Source organism: Fodinibius halophilus (assembly GCF_011059105.1).
Taxonomy (GTDB): Bacteria; Bacteroidota; Rhodothermia; order Balneolales; family Balneolaceae; genus Fodinibius; species Fodinibius halophilus.
In genome coordinates, this window is the sequence record NZ_JAALLS010000009.1 from 85,031 (window position 1) to 104,730 (window position 19,700).

Below are 19,700 nucleotides of genomic sequence, written 5' to 3' on the forward strand. Positions count from 1 at the left end.
TACTTAGTTACGGTACTTTCTATCTATTTGCACATCAATAATTAAATATCTCGGTGATGTTGTTTGCCTTTTTTCTTTGCTTCCTGCAATTAGTCTCCGCATCTGAGGACACGACCTTATTTGATGACTCAAAGTTACAAACAAATTACTATATAGAGCAGATACAGAATGAAAGAAATGTAGAAAAAAATATTTGGGCACTTACCCTAGTAGCGACATCAAGCGAAGAACTCAAAAGATATGTAGAGAACACTAGTGCTTCTAAAAAACAGCTTTCCTTATTCACTGAGGTAGAACAAAATTATCAGGACCAGATTAAAAAAATTGTATTTTCTAAAGGGTTCCCTGGTTTATTTATTGCATACCTGCTTTCGTTGGATGATAAAAGTGAAAAAGAATCTGCTTACAACAAGTTTACAGAGAGTTTTGAGCTTCCCCATTCAGGTAGCATTAATTATCCGGAAGTTGCCCAAGCAATCATCAAAAACAGGGAAATTTCTCCCTCCATACTACCTTCTCAAACCTTCTCATTACTCCATTTCTTTTTACTTTTTGACAGCAACCGTTCTACCTATCTTAGTAACGAATATTTAAAGGCTATTTTTAAAAGCTGGCATATCCCAACCTCAGATAGAAAAGAATTAACAACCACAATATTAGAGGCCAGTTACTTTCGGGTTCTGTACCTCCTTGATAAGTACTCCCAAACAAATGGACAGTACCAGTCACTTATCAAAAGTAACTTATTTCCTAACTCTCTCCTTAAATTAAAGCTATACAGGTACCTCAGTTATTCGATGTATCGTTTAGGACACTACGATAGAAGCCTTCAAATTGTTAGAAAATTCACGCTTCCTTTATCCCAATATTTTGGAAAAAAAAGAACATATATACAACTCAAACAACTGCAGGGAGTGTATTTATATAATATTGGTAAAGTAAAAGCTGCAAAAACAATATACGAAGATGTTCTGAACGAAATTGAAAGGCAAAAGATCGATATACCTAAATCCTCTTTTTACAATAATTTAGCATTAGCTTACTACAAATCCGGACAGTATAACAAATATCTTAATCTTCAATTCCAGGCACTTGAAAATGCTAAACAGACAAATAACTATAGCCATCAGATAGAAATTTTAAATAATATTTTTATCTATTATAGAAAATCCAATGATGAAAAAAATGCCCTCTCTTATCTAGAAAAAGCTCAAACAATTGCTCAAAAGGAAAATAATATATCTGATCTAGGTACTATCTATATTTCAACAGCTGCTTTTTACAGAGAATTTAAAAATGATTATAAAAAAGCTGTTACTTTTTTATCGAAAGCCCAGGAAATATTGGATCCGAAGAGTAATAAAAAGGAATATTTACAGATTCTAAATGAACTAGCACAGACCTTTGAAGAACAACATAACTTTACACATGCCTTAGAAAAGCACAAAGAGATCGTATCATTAACACCAGATGAAAAAAATCGTAAACATATCGATGCATTAATAAATCAAGCAGTAATCTATCTCAAAATCGGTAATCTAAAAAAAGCATGGTCATTTGTTAAACTCTATAAATCAACTAATTTAAATTTACTTGATTTTCAACAAGTAGTTAAAGCAAAAACAGTTGAGGCAAATTATTTATTTCAAACGGGCAAATCTGAAGAAGCGCTATCAATTCTTAGCCCAACTATCGATCAAATCATTGTACGGGCCCGAAGCAGTGCTGATTTAAAATCCGGATTTTGGCATGTCGAAGAGGAGTATTTAGATGCTATTGATTTAGCGGTGTCTATCCATTTAGAAGAAGGACAACCGGCTAAAGCCACTCAAATGCTTGACCAGCTCAAGACGATAAATGATTCCCGTTTCTATCAGAACCCTTTGGTAAAATCAAGTCTGCTCAACGAATCAGAGCTTACCCAATATAAGCGTTTAACCGGACAGCTGGATGCCACGAGGAAACGACTGTTGACTGCTCCGGAGGAGAAACAGTTCCAAATTCGCCAGCAAATAAGCAAGCTCAACCTCAAAAAACAAACGCTTGACAAGAAGCTGACCCGGAAAACAGAATCAAAATCAGTTTCTATACGTGAGATCCAGAGTCAGCTCTCTGCCCGCGATATGGTTATGCATGTGACCGAACTGAAGGACCAGTACTACATTGCCAATATCACCCGCTCTGATATACAGATGCATACGGTTTCGCTGGATTCTTCGCTGCGCAATCTATTATCAGGTGCAGTACAGCAGGTAGCTACCCATAAAACAAACCTTGATTCCTTATATGCCATTACTACCTTACTTGGGATACAGAATATTCCGGAACGTATTGAAAAAATAACGGTTATTCCTGACAGCTATTTATACCAGCTGCCTATTGATATTCTGCCGCTCAACAAAACCTCTCACAGTTACAGTTACGGAGAAGCTACCTATCTTATTGAAAAGTATAATACACAGTACCTTACGTCACTTGACGAATTTACATCTACAAATACTAAAGCTACAGCTGATAGAAATCCTCTGAGCTACATTGGCTATGGAGTATCTAACTTCAATTCTTATCGGGATAAAAACCTTGTTCCTCTGCCATTTGCACAACGGGAGGTTACATCAATAGCTGAAAAACTGACAAACATGGCAAAGGTAGAAACCTTTATAAACGAGGCGTCTACCAAAGAGACCTTTCAACGCACAGCTCCAAATGCACGCATTTTACACATGGCCACCCACAGTTCTGTTTCAGAACGAGATCCCATGTTCTCTACGGTTTATATGAGTAAAAATGAATCAACTACTGACGAGACTTTTGAAGACCAGATATTTGCATACGAACTCTTCGAGTTAAATCTCAATAACGATATGATTATGCTCAACTCTTGTGAGTCGGGTTCAGGATCTTATATACAGGGAACGGGCGTAATGGGTATCAGTCGTGCCCTGCGATATGCCGGAGCCGAATCTCTTGTCCTAAACTTGTGGTCTGTAAATGATATGTTAGCCTCTGATTTTGCCATTCACTTTTATGGCCAGCTAAATGAAGGAATGTCAAAAGCAGAAGCATTACAAGCTACAAAACGTTATTTCCTGGCAAACAAAAATGCAAGTCCACACTTCTGGGGACCTTATATGCTAATTGGCAATGCCCAACCAATTGTAAAGCCCGACCGTACAAAAAACTTGGCCATTGCCAGTACCTTTATCTTTTACTTCCTGTTGATGGTGGGATTATCTTACCTTGCGGACCGGAATATCTTCTTTAAAAACGAAGAAAAGAAAGCAGCCTAACATAGAAAAGGCCCGACAGAACCACTCCTGCCCAGCCTTTTATAAATATCCGATTTCAGAATTAGAAATCATCTAATCTGACAGTGCATCCAAATAGCTTTTAGAAACACGACGATAGGCTCCATTTAAATCATAAGCCTTTTCAATGTGTATCCGTGCTTTAACAAGCTTATCCATATGGAAATAGGCATTCCCCATATACCAATATGCCTTTTCCAACATAAGAACATCTACGTTCTTTTTATGCTCAACCACTCGTTGGTAATGATTGACGGATTCTTTGTAATCGCCCTCATTATAGTAAAGAGATCCCAGATTTAAACTCAATTCAGCAATCCACGCAGGTTTGGAAGCCTGTTGCAACTCATTATTCAACAAGTTTATAGCTTCCTCAACTGCCCCTGTATTGGCCAATTGTATCGCATTACGAATAATTTTAGGATCCTCAGTTACACTTCCATCAGTTGAACGATAATAATCCAGTTCAATGCTGGAAATTGGTTGCAACGAACGGGCGTTATCTTGATTGTATAGATTCATGTATCCTACTATTCCAACCAAGAAGATAATTGCTGCCGCAGCAGCATAAAACCACTGTTTGCGCCTTTTTTGCTGTTGGCGTTCCTTCTTTTTTCGTTGAATTACCGCCTTTACATTAGCCACACTTTTCATATAATCCAGATGATATCCATCTTGAATTAATTCAGCCCATAGCTCGTCTGTCTCTCTTGGAGAAAGCTGTCCATTGACATACTTGTCAATTTTTTCTTCCAGTTGTTTTTCGTTATAACTCTCAATCATGGTTCTTCACACTTGTTTTTGCTTATCAATAACTTAAAATACCCTCAGATTACAATATCTGTGGTAACCAGTATAATTGAATTTTATCATACAATTATACTATCATCAATTCATATTACAAGAGTATTTTAAACTCGATTTGTTACAAAAGAATTAGTACCTATGATTATACCAAAACACGGGATGGCTTTTACAGGCTGTGGGAGCATAATTCTGCAAAATATTAAAATTTTTTAATGTTATTACTCTGTAACTTCATGGATAAGCGATACTTACTACAACTTATTTTTGTCACTCTACTCATACTAACTGCTTGTGATTCCCCAAAAAAGGCTAACATTTCCGGAACCATTGATTATGTGGGTTCTGCAGATATTTACATATCTAAACAGCCTGTTCATTATAAATATGCCCCCAAAAAACACTTTCCTGTTAATGTAACAGAGGAGGGATCGTTCACCCTTTCCCTACCCATTGATTCTACCCAATTGGTTAAGTTTAATATTAATGAACAAACTTATCCAGTGGTTGTTCAGCCCGGTCAATCGTTAACGCTTGATATTACTTTTTCTGAGTTTCCTGATTCTGTTACGGTCCGTGGCTATCCCAAACCGTGGGATCAAAAGTATATGAGTTACCGTACAGAGGTTCGTCCCATTCAACAAAAAATTGAAACCATTATTCCTGATTTTCGAGAGGGTAAAAAAACCAATATCACAGATCTCTACAAACGACGCTATAAAATTACTGAAGCGCATTTTGACAATACACCACTCATCGAATTATACTATAAAGCAGTAGGTGAATACCTGGTTAAACAACTGGAAGAAATAAAATATCAGCGTACAACCTCTGATGTTTCTCCGGAACGCCGGCGACAAAAAGTTCTTGAAGAAGCAAAAGCCCTTAACTTCTTTTCTTTTAAATCGTTGCATTCACAACGCGCCGGTATCCGTGACTTCACCAATGCATTTGCCAACACCTTTGGTGTTGAAGACAGCCTGGAAAAAAAGTTCGGACAAGAACTGATGCAATATGACATTAAACGGCTGGGGTATCAAACGCTGGATTCAGCCCGAACAGCAGTACTCCAATATATTGACCAACGAAAAGCCCGGGCCTATGCCAAAATGTACCTGGTAGCAGAACGTATTGGTGAAATGTCTTTAGAGGTAGCAACTCCCAGCTACAAAGATTACCTCAAGGAGTATTCCGACTTCCCCAAGTATACCTCCTTCCTCAAAACATTCTATCAACAGATCAAAAGGGTATCGCCGGGTCAACCGGCTGTTCCTTTTACGCTGCCGAATGAAAATGAGCAAATGGTAAGCATGAAAGATTATAAAGGACAATACGTACTGCTTGATTTTTGGGCCAGCTGGTGTATCCCCTGCCTTGATGAATTCCCGCATATGAAAGAACTGTACAACAAATATTCGCGTGACCAGTTTGAGATACTGGCAATATCTATTGAAGAAGACAGCCTGCGCTGGAGACAAGCGATACAGCGTTTTGACAATCCCTGGCCCCAACTCTACGGAGGCAAGGGATTCCAGCAAGAAACTTTTCGCTCGTACCGCGGTGGGGGCATCCCCTTCTATATACTGGTAGGCCCCGATGGAAATATCCTACGCTATAACGATGCACGACCTTCTTTTAATTTACCAACATTATTAGACAGCTTAATCACAGATCAAAAATAAACCATGCGCAAGCTATTATTAACATTTATTGCTTTATTAATTTTATCCTTTCGCGTTTTCAGCCAACCTGCAAACAAGTCTTATGATGATGTTTCCCTGGATAAAAAAATTGGCCAGCTGTTAACCATCGGTTTCCGTGGAATGGCAATAGCCGACACCAATCACATTGTACGGGATATCCAAAAATATCATCTGGGGGGCGTAGTACTTTTTGATTATGATGTACCACGAGGCGAAGCGGTCAGGAACATACGATCTCCCAAGCAGCTCAAATCTCTGGTCAAAGAGCTGAAATCACTATCAAACGAACCACTCATTGTTTCTATTGACCAAGAAGGGGGGCGCGTTAACCGTCTCAAGCCCAAATATGGGTTCCCGCCTTCTGTTTCGGCTCAGTATCTTGGGGAGATTAATGATAAAGACAGTACCCAAAAATACGCGCACCGAACGGCTACCACCCTTTCCAATTTAGGTATTAATGTAAACTTTGCGCCTGTGGTAGACCTAAATGTCAATCCGGAAAATCCAATCATAGGAAAACTGGAGCGCAGCTACTCAGCCAATCCCGCGACGGTGGTAAAGCAGGCCGGCACATTTATTGATGTTTTAAACGATCATAATATCCAAACTGTTCTGAAGCACTTTCCCGGTCATGGCAGCTCAGAAAATGATTCTCACCTGGGGGTTGTGGATGTAACTGAAACATGGTCTCGGAAAGAGCTCATCCCCTATCGCCGACTTATTAAAAGCGGGCAAGCTAATGCTGTTATGACTGCCCACATTTTCAATGCTCAGTTAGACTCTACCTATCCTGCTACCCTCTCGAAACCTACCATTACCGGTCTTCTTAGAGATAAACTGGGATATGATGGAGTGGTCTTTTCAGACGACTTGATGATGGGGGCTATTCGCAAAGAATACGGTTTAGAAACAGCTATTAAACAAGCAATTATTGCCGGTGTGGATATCCTCACTTTTGGTAACAACTCGATCTACGATCCCGATATAGTACCAAAAGCCCACCGAATAATCACAGAACTGGTACAAAACGGGGAAATTGGAGAAGATCGGATTACACAATCCTACCGTCGAATAATGGAGTTCAAGGCAACATTTAAATAATAGACAGCGGCCCCGAAAGGCCACTGCCTGACAATTAATTATTTGCCCCGATATGGAACCCCATCGGTAATCCATTTTGGGGCTTTTTCTCCCCGCAGGTAATGATCAAAGTATTCTTTCATTTTGATCGCATAATCCAATTTATTGGCATATTTCTGCAGGTGATGAGGCTCATCCCGATACTGTAAAAAGACAGCATCCTTGTCGAGCCGTCGCATCGCCAGGTACATTTCAATCCCCTGATACCACGGCACAGCCGTATCCTCATCCCCAAACATCATCAGCAGCGGAGTATCGATACGGTCAGCATAGAATACCGGTGAATTCTCAATATATCGTTCCGGATACTCCCACAAACTTCCGCCAATACGACTTTGAGTTTGTTCGTATTGAAACTGACGCGCCAGACCTGACCCCCATCGGATACCGCTGTATGCACTGGTCATATTAGATACCGGTGCCCCGGCAATGGCTGCATCAAAAATATCGGTTTGGGTAACCATAAAAGCAGTTTGGTACCCGCTCCACGAATGGCCGTGAAGACCTAACTTATCGGGATCGGCAATGCCCATCTCAATCAGCTTTTGGACTCCGGGCACTAAGCTCTTCGTAGAGGCAAAGCCGGGTGTTCCTACTTCAAAACGAATATCCGGTAGAAACACCACATAGTTATCACTCACCCATTGCGGCAATGTGGGGCGATCATCATTGGTTATATTATTAAATTCATAGGCCCGCTGAGAAAAGAACCGATAATAATAGATCAGCACCGGGTATTGTTTATCCGGGTTGTAATTATCCGGCTTAATTAGCGCCCCGCGGATCGTTTGCCCGTCTTCCATGCCCGACCATTCGATAAGCTCCGCAGATCCCCAATTATAGGTATCGTGGAGGTTCAAATGAAGTTCCGTTATACGTTCTGCATCCTCAAATGACGGACCCTCGCTTATCCATAAGTTAGGATACTCATCATATTTTTCGCGGCTATAAAGGATACGATCTGAATTCTCAGGCGAACTGATAAAATCATACTTATGAGCCGTCTCCAGACGTTTTTCCGTTCCCGACTTATCTAGCTCCAGAGTATAAAAACCATAGGTTTTTTGGTGATCATAGTAGCCGCGAATCAAGACCTCATCATTCTCATCAAATGCTTTACGGTCCTCATCCACCCTCTCAATACGGTACATAAGCTCTCTATCTCGTCCATCTTTTGTGAGATTCACTGCCTTCCCATCATCTGTAGAGAACTTCCAAACGTCATATTTATCATAAATCATGATGGCTTCATCCCCTTTCAGCCATCCCGCCGTTCCATACCCCTGTACCGGATAGGGATAGTCGTGATCTTCATTAAAGAATGGCACATCCAGATCTTCTGTCAGGTTACGATATAGATCTTTTTGAACATTGTAGAGATGCCAGTCTTTATTCCTGTAAAATACCACATAGTTTCCTTTGGGGGATAATTCAGCCCCGGAACGCAATTTCTCTACGATCTTTTTGCGCTCCCCGGTCTTGAGATCAACAATATAATAGTCACTAAAAAAGCCGTCCCACGTCATCTCCTGGAGGTATGGAACCCTGGATTGCCCCAATACATAATTGGGATTTTGACTGATGACTACATTGGGCATCTTTAGATCGGCCAGTTGTATCCACTGCTCATCATCCATGTGGTACACCGCCCTGTACGTTCGCTTTTTGCGCCGGTTCCACGAATCTTTTTCATGGGTCTTTATACGAGGGTCATCATAATGCCAAACATCTACCTCCTTCTCGCCCAGGATCTGTTCACGACTGTAAACATCTACAGAGTCCGGATCTTCCTCTTTTTTGTTCTGATTAAACTCCACCATCTCCCGGGGCATCAGTCCAAAAAACAGACGTTCTCCATTATCCGTCCATTCCAGATCATTATTAGTTCGCAGTGCCCATTCCTTATCAACATCCGAGGCTGCAACCAATGTAGTTACTTCATCGTTATCGGCCTTCCAGATCTTGAGATCGGCATCTTCGGTTTCAAAAGTACTGTCGAGCTGTGCCTGGGTAAATGCAAGCTTCTCATCGTTATGATCCCACTCTAAATTGGAAAACAGCTTGTCTTCACTCTTAACAACAGTCTTCTCTTCGGAAACATCAGCATTCAGATCTCGATAATACAATCCATTATGCTCCCCACTGGTGTCTACCACAGCGTAAGCCAGATGTTGAGATGTACTGTCAAAGGAGACTTCTGCCACAAAAGGCATGCTATACTCTTCACCTGATTCTAGACTCCGTAACACCATCTCGGTACCGAGGTGCTCATTCTTGCTCTTTTTATCCTTTATACTCTTTTTTTGGTAGAAATGGATCAGAGCCCATTTCCCATCATTCGAAAACTCAAACGATTTTACACTGTCTTTTTGTACTGTTTCTCCATTGGCTGTATTTAACAATGCCAACCCCTGCTTAGGCTTATCCTTTTTAGCCTTTATCTGATCAACGAGTTTAGGCTTTACGTTTGCCCCAACCCACTGGCCCGTTCGGTTTATTTTTGGATTATCTCCCAGTTCAATAGTATAAAATGTCCCATTATCGACATTGCGGATACGTACTTCTCCATCACCTCTATCCGGCCAAACACTGTAGGCCAGCCATTCGCCATTATCGGAGAATTGAGGATCCGAAATATCTTCCCATTTCATCACATCCTCAAAGGTGAGCTTCTTATTCTGTGCTCCGACAATGAGAGGAAAGGCCAATAGTGCGACAAGCCCTAGAACTAAATAATGAAAACCCCATTTATTGTAACCCATGATTCCTTACTATTTATTTTCAGTTGTTATAATTATTGCAGTTACTGATAATCACAGCTGATACTGACGGAAGGTATTAGTTTTTAAAGAGAACAAATATCATCGATATTGCAACCGATTAGTTATTTTTTTGAATAGTTTTACGTAGCTGTATATGCTCTCTGTACTCTCAATACATGTTAGGTTTTTCAACCTTTAACCATATTTTGAAGTTACATCCTTATACATTTTAGAGGGCTTTGCAAAACCTTTGATTTCGTCATTCTGAGCTTGTCGAAGAATCTCCAGTATCCATCTACTGCCGTTGAAAGGGAGATCCTTCATTACATTCAGGATGACTGCCTGGTTTTGCAAAGGTCCCTTTTAGCCAATGACCTAATTATGGAACAGAAATATAGTTATCCCTGGTACATTTCTCAGTTTCAGCAAGCCAAGAAAGATGCTGAAAGCCTCATTCTTTCTGTGAATGAGACACAGTTTCTCCAGCCACCGTCAGAAGGCAAATGGTGTATTGCTGAGTGCTTTAGTCATCTGATCAACTATGGAAACTTATATTATGATAATTTGGCAACCGGTATTAAAAATCCCGCTACTACCGAACAGATACAGCGGCCTTTTGCCCCTCGTTGGCTTGTGCGAAAGCTTGTACATTGGTTCGAACCGCCTTATAAAATCAAGCTTAAAACAGTTTCTGCGATGAAACCAGGCCCGGTCTCGGGTTTTGATCGCATGCAGTTAGTTGATGAGTATCTATCTTTGCAGGATCGTTTTATCGCTCTGCTTGAAGAAGGTCGGCACAACCATGCAGATCTTGAACAAACAAAGATGAACCATCCCTTGATTTCTATCCTGAAGATGAGCCTGACAGAAACTTTTGCCCTTGCCGAAGCCCATCAACGAAGGCATCAATGGCAGGCTCAACAAACGCTACAAATCATTGAAGTTTAGCTGTTACTCTTTGTACTTGTCATACGGAAATAAAAACAACCCGTACGGCTCTTCTCCATCTTTATCGATGGACTGGTGATGACGTTGGTGAGCATACCTGATAAGACGCATTATTTTACTGTCGCTTTTAAATGGCATAAACCGCTTATGGGCAAAAAGATCATGAATGATAAAGTACAGCATCCCATACACGGCAATACCGACTCCAACCGCAAAGCTGGCAGAAGCAAGGGGATTTTCTACTCCACTATAGATCAGGTACACCGAAACTCCGGCAAAGAATAGAGAAAAAAGATCGTTTAGCTCAAATAAACCATGAGTGGGTTCGTGGTGCGATCGATGGATCCTCCAAAGAAGCCCGTGAAAAATAAACCGATGCACCAGGTATGACACAATTTCCATCCCGGCAAAACCCAGTAATATCCATCCAATAAAAATGAGTAGGTCCATGGCAATGTTTCTAAAGGTCCTTTAGGAATATTATTAATAGCGCGTTAAGAGGCTAAGAAATCATGTTAAGCTAACAAAATCCAGAAGAAGATCAATCCACCGGTGGACGGACTAGCTCTTCTGCAAGGAAAAACACTTTGTTCAAATTAAGGAACAAAAAGTTCCCTTTGGGATAAAGCGGGAAGACTCTTACGGATAAATATGTCGTACGATTTGCCAAATCGTCCAGCACACAACCTTTTTCATTTTTTCAAACTATCATTAGCATAACTAATGTCAGACAATAAATTGGATATAGAAGAGAAAACACCATTAGTGGACCGGAAGGCTTTGCTGCAAAAGTTTTCGGACAAAGGAGGCTGGACCTATGCCGAGCTCCCAGAGATTTTACCTGACGATGACAATCCTTTGGGCTGGCTTGTGGATACTCTTCTTGGCCCTTTTGGGGTAAGGCATAAAGAATCTTAAGGATAAGTATAGTGGACGATTTGGCAAATCGTCCAACATGCGGTTTCTTTTGTTTTAATCAGGATGAAACCGAAACACAACGGTAAGACACATTTGTCGGATTACGAACTTGGTTCAGCCCCCTCTTGGAGCCATGAGCAACTACCGGCGGTACCGTGACCGACCACTAACAGTAGAGGAAGATTGTATAGACATTCTAAGTTTCAAAAACTTGGAATATCTGAAACTCCTCACTTAAATAAACAATGAATATTCCAACCCTTAAACACATTATCAATAAAATTAATACCAGCCAAACAATACGGGACTGAACCGGGTGGATAATAGAGATTGATGATCTTAGCGATAGGTAATTTCCATAACAGAGAGGGGATTTTTTCGCCGTTTATCTACGTTATAGATCGTTCAATATGTTATATTTAAGCAAGCTCATTCTTGATATTACAATATCATAGACAAGAAATAGTTGACAAAACCCAAGGCTCACAACAGGAACAAAGTTGATAGTAAAAGATCGCAAACTGGCTCTACCTATCAGGACCTTATTAACCTAGCTATCTTCAATTATGGATACTTTTGATCCCGAAATCTTTGAATTGAAATACCGGATGGCCGATGCCGCTACAGATCTGTACATGGAAGGTGATGGCGAGTTTTTTATAAAAGATGTGGCCCGGGCGGTTGATCTCACTCCTGCTGAGGTTTTTAACTATTTTCCGAACAAAAAATCGATTCTTGAATTTTATTATGCCTCACTGGTTGTTCGCTATGAAATGATGATCAGTGAGATTGACGATTTTGATTCGTATACGCTCAAAGAAAAACTCTCAAACTTTGTATTCACCAACTTTGATATGTTAGCCGAAAAAGAATCCTTTGTCGAAGATACGTTTCAAGAGTATATCATTCGGAGTTACAGCAAAACAGAATATGAACAAGAGGTGGAACGGTTAACCCAGCAGTTTCTGGAACATGATCCACAGATCTCTATTGCTTCTACACTGGTTCTTAATTCCTATGCCTACTCGTTCTTAGGCCGACAATACCTTGAGCTGGTACGTTTCTGGCTTAATGATACAAGTGAGGATAAAGAACTCTCCATGGAACTCACCGATAAGCTCACAGCCGTTCTCGAAGAGGTGATATACAATCCTGTTCTTGATAAGAGTTTTGACTTACTGAAATTTATGAATGCAAACCGTAAAGAATTTTTCAAAAATATTCCGATAGTAAAACAGCTCTGTTCTAAAATCGAAATTAAATAAATTATGAGTAACGATTTTCCATCATCAAAACTTGAGCGCGGTAAGATCTTTGCTAAAACCGGGCTCAAAGTAGGTACGAACTATGCAAAACGATATCTCAAAAAGTCGGTTGGCAAGAAGGAGACCAAAGAAGAAGGTAAAGAATTTCATACTGAAAATGCCCGTCACGTTTTTAATGAGTTTACCAAGCTCCGGGGTACGGCCCTCAAAATAGCCCAATCTTTAAGTATGGATGACGGCATGCTACCCGAAGAGTTTGCTGAAGTTATGAGCGAATCGCAGTACAGCGTGCCCCCCATCAACAAAGCACTGGCCCGCTCTATTATCCGAAAAGAGCTCGGTGACTATCCCGAAAACCTATTTGTTGAGTTTAACTCTGACGCCATTGCAGCTGCCTCTATCGGGCAAGTGCACGAAGCACGCCTCAAAAACGGTCAAAAGGTAGCCGTTAAAATCCAGTATCCGAATATAAAAAATACCATCCACTCGGATATGGCGATGGCTAAAACGTTGGTGAACAGATTTATCAATAGCAACGAATCTTTTGATGAGTATTTCGAAGAGATCGAAGAAACCCTGATGGAGGAAACAGATTACCACCAGGAAGCCGAATATTTAGAATATTTTCACGACCGCTTCTCAGGAGGATCGATCATTACTCCTGAATATATCGAGGAGTTGTCCTCGGGGAAAGTTCTCACTATGACTTTTATTGAGGGCCAGCATCTCAAAGAGTTTTTAGCCAACGAACCCAGCCAAAAGGAGAAAAATAATTTTGGCCAGCTACTGTGGGATTTCTTCCATGACCAGGTTGAACAGCGCGATTTCATTCACGCCGATACCCATCCCGGCAATTTCTTCTTTCGGGAAGATGATAAGCTGGGAGTGATCGACTTTGGGTGTGTCAAAAAGTTCTCAGAGGAATTTACTCATAATTATATGAAACTCTTGCCTACGCACCTTGAACAGGATGAACAAAAGATTCGCGATCTCTATAAGCGGTTGGATATCATTAAAGAAGATCAAAAAGATCCGGAAAAAGAAGAGGAATTCTTCCAGTTTTGTAAGAGCTACGGCGATATCTTTGCCCAACCGTATATGGGTAATAAGTTTGATTTTGGGGATCGCGAATTCAAAGAGAAATTAACACGCTTTGCCAAAGAACTGCCAATTCAAAATGAACCTCGTGGCGATAAAAACTTTATCTATAGCACAAAAGTGCATATAGGGCTTTATAACATCCTGATGAAGCTTGAAGCCCAAATTGATACTCAGCGCAGTAAAAAGCTTACTCATACTATGATCGATGTGATGGAAGAATAAATTGGGAGTTATAACCTGCTTTGGTCTCGCCCCCTTCAACGGCTGGCATGGCTTTTATTAAAATGGTGGTCATCGCGCTGTGCCCCGTTTTACGGGAGAGCGGAGGGAAACGCAGCGCGGCGATCTCCCTGATATAGCTACTTGATATATTAAGGGATATCCTTTAGATGGTACGCACACCTACGCCATAAGGCTTCGGTGCACTTCGCGAACTAAGAAAAGGAGACTACCGCGGCCTTCCGAAAAATCGCCGGAATCCCTCCCCGTAAAACGGGGCTCGGCGCAGTGACACTGCTTTTAAATTTTAAAACCAACGCCTGTCATTGCGAGGAGTACCGTGGTTTGACGGTACGACGTGGCAAACTCCCGGAAACGATTGGGTAATGCATGAGGGCTTCTTTTTTGATGCTAGGAGTCTGTCGGTCTTAGCCTAATCTACTGCGAAAAATCCGAGTTTGGCCAGATTGTGAGCTCCTTATCGTTAAATAGGTCCACTATTCGCCTCACCCCCCCCACAATCTGACTCAAATCGACTTCTTCTCGCTACAATTCACTAATTCCGACAGACTCCTAGACAACCTTATTCTGGAAGATTCCGCTACGCTCCCCTCGGAATGACATTGCTTTTTTAACTCGAATTGCTATTGAGACAAGGTGACATTGCTTTATATGATTCGCCGGACGGCACGCCCAGCCGCCCGACGAGAGATGAGAGCTCATCCAAAATAGCCCTAAAATAAAAAAGCCCGCAAAGTTTTGACACTTGCGGGCCTCAAAAATGAATTTAAGCTTTAATTCTGAATACTGTTCAGATATTTAAAGAACTCACTGTTTGTGGACAAGATAAACGAAGTCTGTTCATCAAACGTCTTGCCGTAAGATTCCATGGTACGGGTAAAGTTATAGAGCTCGCGAGCAGCTCTGCTTTGATCATAGGCACCAGCATAGATAGCTGTTGCCTTTGCATCTGCTTCACCTCTAATCTCTTCAGCCTTTCGGAATGCCTCGGATTGAATCGCATTTAGTTCACGCTCTTTTTCACCATTAATGCGAGCCGCTTCACCTTCTCCTTCAGAACGAAACTTATCAGCGATTCGATTACGTTCACTGATCATTCGATCGTAAACGGTTTGGCGCACATCCTTCACATAGTTTATGCGCTTAAATCGGAAGTCCAGGATTTCGAGACCCAGATCTTCTGCGCGCTTATTACCAAGCTGTTGTATCTCTTCCTGTATGGCTTCACGTCCAACAGCAATTTCTGCCAGTGAATCTTCAACGATATCAGTAATTGTTGCATCTGATTCAGGATCCCGATTCGATGACCGTACCACTTCAACCAGGTCATGAGAAGCAATGGCGTTACGTGTTTCCCCGTCAAGGATATCATCCAACCGCGACTGGGCTCCACGCTCGTCACGCAGGCGTTTGAAAAACTGAAGGGGATCCGTAATCTGCCAGCGAGCATAGGTATCCACAAAGACAAACTTTTTGTCTTTGGTAGGCACCTGGTTGCGGTCGCCATCCCACTCCAGGTAACGCTCATCAAAATAATTGGCTGTCTGCATGAATGGAATTTTCAGCTTCATACCCGGTTCAGTGACAGCATCACCAACGGGATCACCAAACTGCGTAATAATAACCTGCTCCGTTTCATCTACGATATAAAAACCATCCAGACCAATAAGAACAGCAAGGCCAAGGATCACTAATAATGCAATACTTTTATAATTCTTCATCTTAATTATTCCGTTGGTTTGAGTTCGAATTCGGCTGATTGACTTTCACACCATCCATCTGCATTTGAAGCAGTGGCAACACGCCGCTTCCATTTTGATCAGTCACAATTTTATTGCCTATTTTAGGTAATATTTCCTCAAGTGTTTCAAGGTATATTCGGCGTTTGGTAACTTCCGGAGCTTTTACGTACTCACGATAAAGCTGGTTAAAACGCGAGGCTTCACCTCTGGCCCGATTTTTACGATTTACAGCGTACCCTTCAGCCTTTTGGATCGTTTCCTGGGCCTCTCCTTTGGCACGAGGCACAACTTTATTATACGCAGATTTTGCCTCGTTAATGAGGGTCTCTTTCTGTTGCTGTGCTTCATTAACATCATTAAAAGAAGCTTTAACAGGGTCAGGCGGATTCACATCCTGTAGCACAACCTGTTCAATGCGCATTCCTGATTCATATTCATCAGCAAGTTCCTGAATCAGGTTTTGGGCTTCGAGGGTAACCTCTGCACGCCCCACGGTCAATACTTCATTTACCGTTCGGTCGCCCACGACCTGTCGCATAGCCGCTTCAGACATATCTCGCAGGGTCTGCTCTGGATTACGGATCTTGAACAGAAAGTTATACGGATCTGTAACGCGGTACTGTACCACCCATTCTACATCGGCCAGGTTAAGGTCCCCGGTGAGCATGAGTGATTCATCCCTGTAGCCTTGTTTCTGATAGTTAGAACGCACTCCGGCGTTTGTTGTACGATAACCAAACTCATGTTTTAGTTGTCGCTGAATAGGAACCAACCGCACCTCTTCAATAAAAGGAGCTTTAAAATTTAAGCCGGGTTGGGCCGTTCTCGTAAATTCGCCAAAACGCATCACCATCCCTACCTCTTCAGGATTAACAGTGAAAAAGGAGGAAAAAGCCACGATGAGTACAATTGCACCCAGAATAATGTACCGGATGTTTTTACTCAAACTCTTAAGTTGTGGCGGCATATCCATGCCAGAAAAATTATTTTGAGCCATTCGTATTATGTTTTCTGATTAAAGAGAATTGTGAAAATGTTAATATATATACCAACACTTTTTGCCAATATAATTTGTTAAACCTTTAGACATATGATAGTGGTATCATCCGCCAATTGATAGTCGCTAAATTTTTGAACTCGTCGCTTAATATCCATTGATATCTCGTTGCTCGGACGACTTTCTGTATCCAGTGATTCTACAAGTGATACTAAATTATCAAAACCAAAACGCTCTCCTTCAGGATTTACCGCTTCCGGCAGTCCATCAGAATAAAGCAGTAGAAAGTCACCCTCATGCATTTGTATTTCCTGCGTTTTATAATCTACAGCTTCCTGCACACCCAATGGATATTTGGGATCCGGGGTACTAAGAAACTCGGCCTTACCATCACGCTTCAGGATTGGCAGGCAGTGTCCTGCGTTGGCCAGCGTTAACATTTTACTGCACAAATGAAACTGCGCAATAAGACAGGTGATAAATGTCTGCGGATCAGTACGGCTATATAAAGTAGGGGTAATCTCCCTTAAGATAGATTCAGGTGCATCACGATGCAGTCGTGACAACAACAGCCCACTGGTAAATACCGCATGCATGGCGGCCTTCATCGCTTTACCGGAAACATCTACAATAGTCATATTCAGCACTTTGCTATTTTCTGACCCATTATGCCCAACGATGTAATCAAAGTAATCTCCTCCGACCTCAAATGAAGGCATAAAAAAACCATAGACATCAACGCCCTCAATGGATGGTGGCTTCAGAGGCATCAGCTTAAACTGACTTTCACGTGCAATTTCAATTTCCTTTTCCACCCGCAAATGATCGGCCATACGCTGCTGGTATGCAGGAATATATCCACTTAACTCGTGAACAGAACTTCCATACTTAAAGGCGATAAACCCATAAAGGAGAGGGAGCCCAAGAATGATAAACTGTGCCCAGGATATGTAGGCGACATCCATACTTGACGATCCCCAGTAAGGCATAATCATAACAATTGCCATAAATACCCACCAGCCGGTTGCAAATGAGAGCAGACCAGACTTCTCCATCACATATAATACAACCGCGCCGATAACAGAAAAGATAACCAAATCATACCAGCCGGGGCCAAAGATACCAAAGAGTTTAGCAACACCTGTAAAAAGTAGACCCAAGGTAAGGGTACCAACCCCATAGTATAACCACCGGTTATTAATCTTGGATGATAAAAACCCAGTAACAACACCCACATGGCCTAAGGCCACCAGTACCGCATTAATCCAAATTGAAATATTAATCGTCAATAACTTGGGCTGCATGCTGGCTTCAGCAAAACCAAACTGACTGTCGGCTTGATAATATTGCGTATCAAATGCGTACAATCCTACGGAAAAAATACCCAACATCACTCCTGCTACTGCATACCCACGCAAAAGGCCTTCCCCATTTTCTCGAAAGAAAAACTGATTTTGCCAAAAAGCATCTACTAAATTTAGCTGCTCCTGATCTCGTGAACGAGCTATTACCTCCCATCCGATGTAAGCCATTGCCGCATATAACCCCATGACAGCAGCGTACAATAAGTTATTAAGCACAAAAACAGCTTTGCTTGTAATACTCAGGAATACATCTATTGTACTTAGCAGATACAAGGTTCGCCATAATAAAACTGCTGCCATTATACTCACGAGTACAATAATGGCCCGTCGCCACTCAACCTGACCTTTGTTGATATATTTTATGCCTAAAAAGAAGATCAGAAATGCTAACAAACCCAGCGATACAAAAGTCGTTACCAAATCCAATTTGCTAATGCTCTGAACGGAATCGAGTTGTTCAGGCTCATACTTGTCTAAGGCTCTAAACTCTTCAATGGCAACTCCATACTGGATCCTCGCCATGTTGGAGGCATTATTTTCTTTGATCATAGGTTCCACTTCCAGGGAAATTTCTTGTGGTCCCGGACTATCAAAATTCTTTTTCTTCCAGTGGAAAACCATATTATTGCCCACACTGCTGTTAGACATATTCAGGGATTGCTTTTCAAAGCCCGGTTCAGTTGAGCCCTTCAGGGTATCCTGTACATCCACGGAGTTCAAGATGTACTGACCCAGATCATAATCAAATATATCACCTACAATCCGATTTGCGATAGCAAAGAGCGAATCTCCTGCGACAAAAGTGGGGTTAGGGTTTTGTGCATACGCAGAAATGCGTCTTACCTTTCCCTCTTGATCGTACCGGATGTCTAAGATACCCAGTTCCGACAAAAAACTATTTTTATCATATACTACTCTTGCGCCTGGACTTTGCCTGGTTCCCATTTGCACCAGCCAGCCCGTTAAATTAACGTCCCTCTCATTCAATACCGCGGCCGGTGGCAAATCGGATCCTGCCGAATCTCTTAATACATCATAATAGTTCAAATGCTGCGTCCGCGTAGCTACCATCTGAAGGCTATCGGTTGTAAATCCCAACTGCGTTGCCAACTGTGCCGTTTTCCCTTCAACGGCAGATTTACTTTGATCGATAGGAGCGTTGGCATTAAAAGCAATAGAAGCATGCAACAAGAAAAAAGCTGCAAAGCCCATCACCCCAAGAAAGATCCAGTATGTTAACCGTTGCCCCATCAATCCGACCTTAAATATTTGTACTTATTACAACCAAGATCCATTGTATAGTATATTTCGTTTTACCTGTGCGAACTATCCCATCAAGTGACACTCAAATATACAATCTCATAAGAGATAACCTTACGATTTCTCATGCCAAATTGTTACCTCTATT

Annotated in this window: 14 protein-coding genes; 7 read left to right on the forward strand and 7 right to left on the reverse strand. The window is 41.5% G+C overall.

The genetic code is table 11. The annotated features are described in order from the left end of the window. The first annotated feature begins 56 nt into the window (after positions 1–56). Complete coding sequence (locus G3569_RS08435) at positions 57–3,290, forward strand: CHAT domain-containing protein (RefSeq protein ID WP_165268047.1); 3,234 nt, start codon at positions 57–59, stop codon at positions 3,288–3,290. A 72-nt stretch (positions 3,291–3,362) separates the two neighbouring features. On the opposite strand, the gene G3569_RS08440 is transcribed toward G3569_RS08435, so the two are convergent. Next, complete coding sequence (locus G3569_RS08440; RefSeq protein ID WP_165268049.1) at positions 3,363–4,091, reverse strand: tetratricopeptide repeat protein; 729 nt, start codon at positions 4,089–4,091, stop codon at positions 3,363–3,365. 257 nt (positions 4,092–4,348) lie between these two features. Here G3569_RS08440 and G3569_RS08445 point away from each other — a divergent pair, with 257 nt between their 5' ends. Both G3569_RS08445 and G3569_RS08450 read left to right on the forward strand, forming a co-directional pair. Further along, complete coding sequence (locus tag G3569_RS08445; protein WP_165268051.1) at positions 4,349–5,794, forward strand: TlpA family protein disulfide reductase; 1,446 nt, start codon at positions 4,349–4,351, stop codon at positions 5,792–5,794. Positions 5,795–5,797: 3 nt separating this feature from the next. Further along, positions 5,798–6,916: a glycoside hydrolase family 3 protein gene (locus tag G3569_RS08450; RefSeq protein ID WP_165268053.1), complete on the forward strand. Its 1,119-nt coding sequence runs from the start codon at positions 5,798–5,800 to the stop codon at positions 6,914–6,916. A 38-nt stretch (positions 6,917–6,954) separates the two neighbouring features. Here G3569_RS08450 and G3569_RS08455 read toward each other — a convergent pair whose 3' ends face one another. Both G3569_RS08455 and G3569_RS08460 read right to left on the reverse strand, forming a co-directional pair. Continuing rightward, positions 6,955–9,717, reverse strand: a complete 2,763-nt coding sequence (locus G3569_RS08455; protein WP_165268055.1) for an alpha/beta hydrolase family protein — start codon at positions 9,715–9,717, stop codon at positions 6,955–6,957. 195 nt (positions 9,718–9,912) lie between these two features. Next, positions 9,913–10,071, reverse strand: a complete 159-nt coding sequence (locus tag G3569_RS08460; protein ID WP_165268057.1) for a hypothetical protein — start codon at positions 10,069–10,071, stop codon at positions 9,913–9,915. A gap of 27 nt (positions 10,072–10,098) precedes the next feature. On the opposite strand from G3569_RS08460, the gene G3569_RS08465 reads away from it, so the two are divergent. Continuing rightward, complete coding sequence (locus tag G3569_RS08465; RefSeq protein ID WP_165268059.1) at positions 10,099–10,665, forward strand: DinB family protein; 567 nt, start codon at positions 10,099–10,101, stop codon at positions 10,663–10,665. Between the two features lie 3 nt (positions 10,666–10,668). Here the strand turns inward: G3569_RS08465 and G3569_RS08470 are convergent, their stop codons facing one another. Then, on the reverse strand, positions 10,669–11,115 hold the full coding sequence (locus G3569_RS08470) for a sterol desaturase family protein (RefSeq protein ID WP_165268061.1): 447 nt from the start codon (positions 11,113–11,115) through the stop codon (positions 10,669–10,671). A gap of 273 nt (positions 11,116–11,388) precedes the next feature. Here G3569_RS08470 and G3569_RS08475 point away from each other — a divergent pair, with 273 nt between their 5' ends. The 3 genes from G3569_RS08475 to G3569_RS08485 all read left to right on the forward strand — a co-directional run bounded on the left by G3569_RS08475 (position 11,389) and on the right by G3569_RS08485 (position 14,171). After that, positions 11,389–11,583: a hypothetical protein gene (locus G3569_RS08475; protein ID WP_165268063.1), complete on the forward strand. Its 195-nt coding sequence runs from the start codon at positions 11,389–11,391 to the stop codon at positions 11,581–11,583. A 566-nt stretch (positions 11,584–12,149) separates the two neighbouring features. Beyond that, on the forward strand, positions 12,150–12,848 hold the full coding sequence (locus G3569_RS08480) for a TetR/AcrR family transcriptional regulator (RefSeq protein ID WP_165268065.1): 699 nt from the start codon (positions 12,150–12,152) through the stop codon (positions 12,846–12,848). A 3-nt stretch (positions 12,849–12,851) separates the two neighbouring features. Next, positions 12,852–14,171, forward strand: coding sequence for an ABC1 kinase family protein (locus G3569_RS08485; RefSeq protein WP_165268067.1), 1,320 nt, complete (start codon positions 12,852–12,854; stop codon positions 14,169–14,171). 791 nt (positions 14,172–14,962) lie between these two features. Here the strand turns inward: G3569_RS08485 and hflC are convergent. The 3 genes from hflC to G3569_RS08500 all read right to left on the reverse strand — a co-directional run bounded on the left by hflC (position 14,963) and on the right by G3569_RS08500 (position 19,543). Then, positions 14,963–15,910, reverse strand: a complete 948-nt coding sequence (gene hflC / locus G3569_RS08490) for a protease modulator HflC (RefSeq protein WP_165268069.1) — start codon at positions 15,908–15,910, stop codon at positions 14,963–14,965. A 1-nt stretch (position 15,911) separates the two neighbouring features. Then, positions 15,912–16,928 carry an FtsH protease activity modulator HflK gene (gene hflK, locus G3569_RS08495; protein WP_165268071.1) on the reverse strand — a complete coding sequence of 339 codons (1,017 nt, stop codon included), beginning with the start codon at positions 16,926–16,928 and terminating at the stop codon, positions 15,912–15,914. 77 nt (positions 16,929–17,005) lie between these two features. Further along, positions 17,006–19,543 (reverse strand): SpoIIE family protein phosphatase, encoded by a 2,538-nt coding sequence (locus G3569_RS08500; RefSeq protein ID WP_165268073.1) that lies wholly within the window; start codon positions 19,541–19,543, stop codon positions 17,006–17,008. Positions 19,544–19,700 lie beyond the last annotated feature (157 nt).

Bases quoted from the DNA above. Each gene is read 5' to 3' on its own strand.
- G3569_RS08455 (WP_165268055.1), bottom strand. From the start codon at position 9,717: ATGGGTTACAATAAATGGGGTTTTCATTATTTAGTTCTAGGGCTTGTC.
- G3569_RS08475 (WP_165268063.1), top strand. From the start codon at position 11,389: ATGTCAGACAATAAATTGGATATAGAAGAGAAAACACCATTAGTGGAC.
- G3569_RS08440 (WP_165268049.1), bottom strand. From the start codon at position 4,091: ATGATTGAGAGTTATAACGAAAAACAACTGGAAGAAAAAATTGACAAG.
- hflK (WP_165268071.1), bottom strand. From the start codon at position 16,928: ATGGCTCAAAATAATTTTTCTGGCATGGATATGCCGCCACAACTTAAG.
- G3569_RS08480 (WP_165268065.1), top strand. From the start codon at position 12,150: ATGGATACTTTTGATCCCGAAATCTTTGAATTGAAATACCGGATGGCC.
- G3569_RS08485 (WP_165268067.1), top strand. From the start codon at position 12,852: ATGAGTAACGATTTTCCATCATCAAAACTTGAGCGCGGTAAGATCTTT.
- G3569_RS08435 (WP_165268047.1), top strand. From the start codon at position 57: ATGTTGTTTGCCTTTTTTCTTTGCTTCCTGCAATTAGTCTCCGCATCT.
- G3569_RS08445 (WP_165268051.1), top strand. From the start codon at position 4,349: ATGGATAAGCGATACTTACTACAACTTATTTTTGTCACTCTACTCATA.
- G3569_RS08470 (WP_165268061.1), bottom strand. From the start codon at position 11,115: ATGGACCTACTCATTTTTATTGGATGGATATTACTGGGTTTTGCCGGG.
- G3569_RS08450 (WP_165268053.1), top strand. From the start codon at position 5,798: ATGCGCAAGCTATTATTAACATTTATTGCTTTATTAATTTTATCCTTT.
- hflC (WP_165268069.1), bottom strand. From the start codon at position 15,910: ATGAAGAATTATAAAAGTATTGCATTATTAGTGATCCTTGGCCTTGCT.
- G3569_RS08500 (WP_165268073.1), bottom strand. From the start codon at position 19,543: ATGGGGCAACGGTTAACATACTGGATCTTTCTTGGGGTGATGGGCTTT.
- G3569_RS08465 (WP_165268059.1), top strand. From the start codon at position 10,099: ATGGAACAGAAATATAGTTATCCCTGGTACATTTCTCAGTTTCAGCAA.